The organism is Enterococcus durans (genome assembly GCF_002277935.1).
Lineage (GTDB): Bacteria > Bacillota > Bacilli > Lactobacillales > Enterococcaceae > Enterococcus_B > Enterococcus_B durans.
This window is the reverse complement of record NZ_CP022930.1, coordinates 820,978-827,500: the sequence shown is the minus strand read 5'-3', so window position 1 is coordinate 827,500 and position 6,523 is coordinate 820,978. Positions and strand designations below refer to the sequence as shown.

At 43.4% G+C, this 6,523-nt stretch carries 3 protein-coding genes, 25 tRNA genes and 1 riboswitch (1 of these 29 cut by a window edge); all 28 genes read left to right on the top strand.

The window, feature by feature from the left end:
* Nucleotides 1-24: transfer RNA gene (locus CJZ72_RS04050), tRNA-Val, on the top strand; it begins 49 nt to the left of the window's first position.
* 3 nt (nt 25-27) lie between these two features.
* Nucleotides 28-100: transfer RNA gene (locus CJZ72_RS04045), tRNA-Lys, on the top strand.
* 8 nt (nt 101-108) lie between these two features.
* Nucleotides 109-190: transfer RNA gene (locus tag CJZ72_RS04040), tRNA-Leu, on the top strand.
* Nucleotides 191-207: 17 nt separating this feature from the next.
* Nucleotides 208-280, top strand: a tRNA-Thr gene (locus tag CJZ72_RS04035).
* A gap of 10 nt (nt 281-290) precedes the next feature.
* A tRNA-Gly gene (locus CJZ72_RS04030) sits at nt 291-362 on the top strand.
* Nucleotides 363-377: 15 nt separating this feature from the next.
* A tRNA-Leu gene (locus tag CJZ72_RS04025) sits at nt 378-463 on the top strand.
* Between the two features lie 10 nt (nt 464-473).
* Nucleotides 474-547 (top strand) — tRNA-Arg (locus CJZ72_RS04020).
* A gap of 9 nt (nt 548-556) precedes the next feature.
* Nucleotides 557-630 (top strand) — tRNA-Pro (locus CJZ72_RS04015).
* Between the two features lie 19 nt (nt 631-649).
* Nucleotides 650-722, top strand: a tRNA-Ala gene (locus CJZ72_RS04010).
* A 27-nt stretch (nt 723-749) separates the two neighbouring features.
* Nucleotides 750-823: transfer RNA gene (locus CJZ72_RS04005), tRNA-Met, on the top strand.
* Nucleotides 824-836: 13 nt separating this feature from the next.
* Nucleotides 837-910, top strand: a tRNA-Ile gene (locus CJZ72_RS04000).
* Between the two features lie 24 nt (nt 911-934).
* A tRNA-Ser gene (locus CJZ72_RS03995) sits at nt 935-1,024 on the top strand.
* A gap of 12 nt (nt 1,025-1,036) precedes the next feature.
* Nucleotides 1,037-1,110: transfer RNA gene (locus CJZ72_RS03990), tRNA-Met, on the top strand.
* 43 nt (nt 1,111-1,153) lie between these two features.
* A tRNA-Asp gene (locus CJZ72_RS03985) sits at nt 1,154-1,230 on the top strand.
* Nucleotide 1,231: 1 nt separating this feature from the next.
* Nucleotides 1,232-1,302: transfer RNA gene (locus CJZ72_RS03980), tRNA-Gly, on the top strand.
* A 13-nt stretch (nt 1,303-1,315) separates the two neighbouring features.
* Nucleotides 1,316-1,389: transfer RNA gene (locus CJZ72_RS03975), tRNA-Ile, on the top strand.
* A 24-nt stretch (nt 1,390-1,413) separates the two neighbouring features.
* Nucleotides 1,414-1,501 (top strand) — tRNA-Ser (locus CJZ72_RS03970).
* Between the two features lie 17 nt (nt 1,502-1,518).
* Nucleotides 1,519-1,590 (top strand) — tRNA-Glu (locus CJZ72_RS03965).
* A 17-nt stretch (nt 1,591-1,607) separates the two neighbouring features.
* Nucleotides 1,608-1,697: transfer RNA gene (locus CJZ72_RS03960), tRNA-Ser, on the top strand.
* An 11-nt stretch (nt 1,698-1,708) separates the two neighbouring features.
* Nucleotides 1,709-1,782 (top strand) — tRNA-Met (locus tag CJZ72_RS03955).
* Nucleotides 1,783-1,800: 18 nt separating this feature from the next.
* A tRNA-Asp gene (locus CJZ72_RS03950) sits at nt 1,801-1,873 on the top strand.
* Nucleotides 1,874-1,876: 3 nt separating this feature from the next.
* Nucleotides 1,877-1,949: transfer RNA gene (locus CJZ72_RS03945), tRNA-Phe, on the top strand.
* Nucleotides 1,950-1,953: 4 nt separating this feature from the next.
* Nucleotides 1,954-2,024: transfer RNA gene (locus CJZ72_RS03940), tRNA-Gly, on the top strand.
* A 13-nt stretch (nt 2,025-2,037) separates the two neighbouring features.
* Nucleotides 2,038-2,111, top strand: a tRNA-Ile gene (locus tag CJZ72_RS03935).
* A 13-nt stretch (nt 2,112-2,124) separates the two neighbouring features.
* A tRNA-Glu gene (locus CJZ72_RS03930) sits at nt 2,125-2,196 on the top strand.
* 307 nt (nt 2,197-2,503) lie between these two features.
* Nucleotides 2,504-2,583, top strand: a riboswitch (SMK box riboswitch).
* A complete protein-coding gene (gene metK / locus CJZ72_RS03925) occupies nt 2,581-3,774 on the top strand; it encodes a methionine adenosyltransferase (RefSeq protein ID WP_081134131.1) in 1,194 nt (397 codons plus the stop codon). Its footprint overlaps the riboswitch before it by 3 nt.
* 167 nt (nt 3,775-3,941) lie before the next feature.
* Nucleotides 3,942-5,417: an MDR family MFS transporter gene (locus CJZ72_RS03920; protein ID WP_081134132.1), complete on the top strand. Its 1,476-nt coding sequence runs from the start codon at nt 3,942-3,944 to the stop codon at nt 5,415-5,417.
* Between the two features lie 113 nt (nt 5,418-5,530).
* On the top strand, nt 5,531-6,325 hold the full coding sequence (locus CJZ72_RS03915) for an alpha/beta hydrolase (protein WP_005877994.1): 795 nt from the start codon (nt 5,531-5,533) through the stop codon (nt 6,323-6,325).
* Nucleotides 6,326-6,523: the final 198 nt, after the last annotated feature.

Sequence of the window (6,523 nt, the reverse complement as noted above, 5' to 3'; positions counted from 1 at the left end):
GCGGTTCGATCCCGTTAACCTCCATATGAGCCGTTAGCTCAGTTGGTAGAGCATCTGACTTTTAATCAGAGGGTCACAGGTTCGAGCCCTGTACGGCTCATATTTTTTGCGGGTGTGGCGGAATTGGCAGACGCACTAGATTTAGGATCTAGCGCCTTACGGCGTGGGGGTTCAAGTCCCTTCACCCGCATTATATGATTTACACATGCCGGCTTAGCTCAGTTGGTAGAGCATCTGATTTGTAATCAGAGGGTCGAGGGTTCAAATCCTTTAGCCGGCATCATAACCACGCGGAAATAGCTCAGTGGTAGAGCACCACCTTGCCAAGGTGGGGGTCGCGGGTTCGAACCCCGTTTTCCGCTTTGCCAAAGCAATACGCCGGGGTGGCGGAACTGGCAGACGCACAGGACTTAAAATCCTGCGGTGAGTGATCACCGTACCGGTTCGATTCCGGTCCTCGGCATTACAAATATGCGCCCATAGCTCAACTGGATAGAGTGTTTGACTACGGATCAAAAGGTTAGGGGTTCGACTCCTCTTGGGCGCGTTAGAACAACGGGAAGTAGCTCAGCTTGGTAGAGCACTTGGTTTGGGACCAAGGGGTCGCAGGTTCGAATCCTGTCTTCCCGATAATGAAATAAATCAACACGGGGCCTTAGCTCAGCTGGGAGAGCGCCTGCTTTGCACGCAGGAGGTCAGCGGTTCGATCCCGCTAGGCTCCATTTCATTTAAATAATGAATATCTTTTTCGCGGTGTAGCTCAGCTGGCTAGAGCGTCCGGTTCATACCCGGGAGGTCGGGGGTTCGATCCCCTCCGCCGCGATTTTTAAGAGCCTGGACCTTTAGCTCAGTTGGTTAGAGCAGACGGCTCATAACCGTCCGGTCGTAGGTTCGAGTCCTACAAGGTCCATAGTGGCGTTGTAAGTTTCATATTGGAGGATTACCCAAGTCCGGCTGAAGGGAACGGTCTTGAAAACCGTCAGGCGGGTAAAACCGTGCAAGGGTTCGAATCCCTTATCCTCCTTTTTACTATTATCGCGGGATGGAGCAGTCTGGTAGCTCGTCGGGCTCATAACCCGAAGGTCGTAGGTTCAAATCCTGCTCCCGCAATTGACTTTATTTTATAAAGTCACAATTAAAAAACTAAAATCATGGTTTGGTAGTTCAGTTGGTTAGAATGCCTGCCTGTCACGCAGGAGGTCGCGGGTTCGAGTCCCGTCCAGACCGCCATGCGGGTGTAGTTTAGTGGTAAAACCACAGCCTTCCAAGCTGTTGTCGCGAGTTCGATTCTCGTCACCCGCTTTTAGTTTTTTATGGGCCTATAGCTCAGCTGGTTAGAGCGCACGCCTGATAAGCGTGAGGTCGATGGTTCGAGTCCATTTAGGCCCATTAGTACAAAATCTTATTGGTTTTGGGGAAGTACTCAAGTGGCTGAAGAGGCGCCCCTGCTAAGGGTGTAGGTCGGGAAACCGGCGCGAGGGTTCAAATCCCTCCTTCTCCGTTTCAATATTTTTACCTGGCCCGTTGGTCAAGCGGTTAAGACACCGCCCTTTCACGGCGGTAACACGGGTTCGAATCCCGTACGGGTCATGATACAGTTTCATATTGGAGGATTACCCAAGTCCGGCTGAAGGGAACGGTCTTGAAAACCGTCAGGCGGGTAAAACCGTGCAAGGGTTCGAATCCCTTATCCTCCTTTTACTATTATCGCGGGATGGAGCAGTCTGGTAGCTCGTCGGGCTCATAACCCGAAGGTCGTAGGTTCAAATCCTGCTCCCGCAATTAAAAACTAAAAACACTGGTTCCGTGGTGTAGGGGTTAACATGCCTGCCTGTCACGCAGGAGATCGCGGGTTCGATTCCCGTCGGAACCGTTTGGCTCGGTAGCTCAGTTGGTAGAGCAATGGATTGAAGCTCCATGTGTCGGCAGTTCGATTCTGTCCCGCGCCATACTGCGGGTGTAGTTTAGTGGTAAAACCACAGCCTTCCAAGCTGTTGTCGCGAGTTCGATTCTCGTCACCCGCTTTTAGTTTTTTATGGGCCTATAGCTCAGCTGGTTAGAGCGCACGCCTGATAAGCGTGAGGTCGATGGTTCGAGTCCATTTAGGCCCATTAGTTTCATCCTGGCCCGTTGGTCAAGCGGTTAAGACACCGCCCTTTCACGGCGGTAACACGGGTTCGAATCCCGTACGGGTCATTTAAAGATACTTTTTCAAGTATCTTTTTCTTTTTGTCCGAATGAATGATTTCAAAAGGCTTAGCAGAGTTATCTTACTGGATAGTTGTGCTAAGTCTTTTTAGGTCGTGTTGATTTGTTCTGATTGTTTGGAAGGAGAAAGTGAGACGAGCAGAGTATAAAAGAAGGAGCTAAATAAAATAGTGTTGTTTTGAATTAAATCGTAAAAGTGAGACGTTTAAGAAGCGTTTTATATGAAATGAAAATCATTTTTTTATTTAAAAGCGACAAAAAAACGAGCAGAAATCTATTTTATCTGCTATACTGGGTTCGTTGCAAGTTCCCGAGAGGATCCGTACGATACGGAGATGCCTTGTAACCGAATTTAACTAGGGGGAATCACTTATGGGAGAAAGACATTTATTTACCTCAGAATCTGTTTCTGAAGGACATCCAGATAAAATTGCTGACCAAATCAGCGATGCCATATTGGATGCAATCTTGGCACAAGATCCAACAGCACGAGTTGCATGTGAAACATCTGTAACGACTGGTCTTGTATTAGTATTTGGAGAAATTTCTACAACAGCTTATGTAGATATCCAAAAGGTTGTTCGCCAAACAATCAAAGAAATTGGTTATACACGTGCCAAATTCGGATTTGATGGAGATACGGTAGCTGTATTAGCTGCAATCGATGAACAATCTCCTGATATTGCTCAAGGTGTGGATGAAGCACTAGAAATCCGAGATGAAGATAAAAAAGACGTATTAGATGAAATCGGTGCAGGTGACCAAGGGTTGATGTTTGGTTTCGCAGTTGACGAAACACCGGAATTGATGCCTTTACCAATCGCATTGAGTCATCGTTTAGTCCGTCGCTTAGCAGATTTGCGTAAATCAAATGAATTGACTTATTTACGCCCAGATGCAAAATCACAAGTAACAGTAGAATATGATAATAATGGACAACCAGAACGTGTTGATACGATCGTTATTTCTACTCAGCATGATGACGCAATCGATAATGAAACAATTCATCGTGATGTCATCGAAAAAGTAATAAAAGAAGTTATTCCAGCTGAATTACTAGATGATAAAACAAAATACTATATCAATCCTACTGGCCGTTTCGTGATTGGCGGACCTCAAGGTGATGCTGGTCTAACAGGCAGAAAAATCATCGTTGATACTTATGGCGGCTATGCACGTCATGGTGGTGGTGCCTTTTCTGGTAAAGATGCAACAAAAGTTGACCGTTCAGCAAGTTATGCCGCACGCTACATTGCTAAAAACATCGTAGCAGCTGGTCTTGCACATAAAGTGGAAGTTCAACTCGCTTATGCGATCGGTGTTGCACAACCTGTCTCTATTTCAATCAATACTTTTGGTACTTCTACAGTTCCAGAAGAAGACTTGATTGCAGCGGTTAGAGAAAACTTTGATCTACGACCAGCAGGTATCATCGAAATGCTTGATTTGCGTCGCCCAATCTATCGCCAAACAGCAGCTTATGGACACTTTGGCCGTACAGATGTTGATTTGCCTTGGGAACATACTGACAAAGTAGATGCATTAAAAGCAAGTTTAGGTAAGTAGAGTTTTGTTGCTGGAATGATTGCCTTTAGGGTGATTGTTCCAGTTTTTTTATGGTAAAAATCAGCTGTAAACTAGCGATCGCTTTTAGCTGGTATTTTCTGATAAGTCATTTAGCTTATTTTTTTTGGCTCAAAATGATTCTTGTAAAAATAAAAAGGAGGAATAAGATGAAAAGAGAAACAAATGTCAAACTCGTAACGATCAGTGTTTTTATCGCGACTTTTATGACAGCAATCGAGGGAACGATCGTTACAACGGCGATGCCTACGATTGTAGGTTCACTTCATGGAATGGAAATCATGAACTGGGTATTTTCTATTTATTTACTGACAAATGCGATGCTGACACCTATCTATGGAAAGTTAGCTGACAAAATTGGACGTAAACCGATTTTTATTTTTGGTACGCTATTATTTATTATCGGTTCACTATTTTGCGGTCTTTCTCAAACAATGATTGGTTTGATTGTAGCTCGAGCTGTTCAGGGAATGGGGGCAGGAGCGATGATGCCTGTTGCATTAACGATCATCGGTGATCTGTATTCAATCGAAAAAAGAGCAAAGGTATTAGGGCTCAACAGTTCAGCTTGGGGGATCGCTAGTGTGTTTGGTCCATTAGCGGGTGGATTTATTGTTGAAACGATCAGCTGGCACTGGATCTTTTTTATCAATGTTCCGATTGGGCTCTTATTGATGATCTTGATTTGGTTGTACTTGAATGAACCGAAAGTACAGCATGAATCAAAACCAATGGATCTTTTTGGTAGTTTTAGTTTGATGGCGATGCTAGTTGCCTTGTTATTAGGATTTCAATTGTTGGGAGATCAAGGGTTTACGCCTGTAGTGATCAGTCTGCTTGTAGGGAGTGTGGCTTTACTAGGACTGTTCATCTTTGCAGAAAAAAGAGCAAAAGACCCTGTTATCATGTTGCATCTGTTTTCTAACCCGCTATTTGTAGTCGTGAATTTAGCTGCTGCTTTAGCTAGTGGATTTTTGATGGGAATCGATGTATATATCCCAATGTGGATGCAAGGGGTATTAGGATTGAATGCCGCAGTGGGCGGATTAGTATTGGCTCCACTTTCTCTTGTTTGGATGGTTGGTTCTTTCTTAGCAAGTAAATGGATGACACAAATGGCAACAAATTGGGTCTTACGGATCGGCTTGTTTATTGCGGCTGTCGGGGGCGCATGGCTTTGGTTGATGCCATTCCACAGTAATTTTCTATGGTTTTTTGCTATTTCAACAGTTATTGGTGTGGGCTTAGGGATAACGATGACGACCTCAACAGTTAGTGCGCAAAATAGTGTACCACGAGAACAGTTAGGTGTTGCTACATCATTTAATACATTGGTTCGAACAATTGGTCAAACAGTGATGGTGGCGATATTTGGGTTATTGATCAACGGCATTACACAAAGCGAACTAGCAGCAAGGAATCTAACGGATGATCCAGATATCATGAACAAGCTTGTTAATCCGCAAACAGCGAAAGAAATCGAAGCGGGATTGCTTACACCATTACGTGGAATATTGTATGATGGGTTACATCAAGTTTATTTTGTAGGATTGCTCTTAGTAGTACTTGCTTTTGCCTTAACGTTTTTTGTTCGAGATAAAAGTGATAGAATAAGAGAGTATTGAAATGAGACAGCGAAAGAACCATTGGCGTAAGGTAATCATGTAATTATTTTGAAGAGATACCACTCACATAAGAAACAAGATTACATTCACAGCCTTAGAAAGGATGTTTCAACATGGCGTTTATTCAAGCAAATATTTATTCGAATGTCTTAGAGATGGAGGTCAATCTAAATGTGATCCTTCCGCAAAAGACAAAAAAAGTGATTGGTACGAGTTCAGAACAGGAAACAATGGATGTGCCAGTTTTATACCTTCTTCATGGAATGGGAGGAAATCACAGTGTCTGGGAACGAAGAACGTCGATAGAAAGATATGTAGCAGACCATGGCTTAGCAGTCATCATGCCTTCTACTGATCTTGGCTGGTACACAGATACGGCTTATGACATGAATTATTGGACATTTATAGCAGAAGAACTTCCTGAAATCTGTCATGAGTTATTTCCACAGTTGACGACAAAAAGAGAAAAAACGTATGCTGCTGGGTTATCAATGGGTGGTTACGGTGCATTGAAACTTGGCTTAGCAAAACCGGAAAATTTTGCTGCGATCATTTCTCTATCTGGAGCAATTTCTGTTGGAAACCGTATGGATGATCTTTTAATGGTTCGTAAAGCAAAATTCTGGGAAGGCATTTTTGGTCCATTAGAACAAATCAAAGGTTCGGTTAATGATCCTCAGTATCTGTTGGAACAATTAGTCAAAAGTGGAAAAACCGCACCTCGTATGTATCTAGCTTGCGGTGAGTCTGATTTTCTGTATGATGTCAATCAGGAAATGGTGGATTCAATGAAACAAAATGGCGTTGGTGTCACTTTTGAACATGGACCAGGAGACCACAATTGGATTTTCTGGGATCAATGGATCCAGCGGGCCCTTGACTGGCTTTTTGAAGAAGATAAAAATTAATTGAAACGGCTGACTTCGGGTTGCCAAAGGCTTATTTTTGGCACCGTTTATGGTCAGTCGTTTTTTATCTTATAATTGAATTTGAGCGTTGAAAATGAGAGTCGTGTGTAGTGAAGTGTTTATTTCGTTACACAGGGCTTTGTTTTTTGTAGTCATTTTGAATGAACGTTATCTATTTGTTTTCCTGATGATTTATGG

Excerpts from the sequence above, each read along its gene's own strand:
- metK (WP_081134131.1), top strand. The coding sequence starts at position 2,581 with ATGGGAGAAAGACATTTATTTACCTCAGAATCTGTTTCTGAAGGACAT.
- CJZ72_RS03920 (WP_081134132.1), top strand. The coding sequence starts at position 3,942 with ATGAAAAGAGAAACAAATGTCAAACTCGTAACGATCAGTGTTTTTATC.
- CJZ72_RS03915 (WP_005877994.1), top strand. The coding sequence starts at position 5,531 with ATGGCGTTTATTCAAGCAAATATTTATTCGAATGTCTTAGAGATGGAG.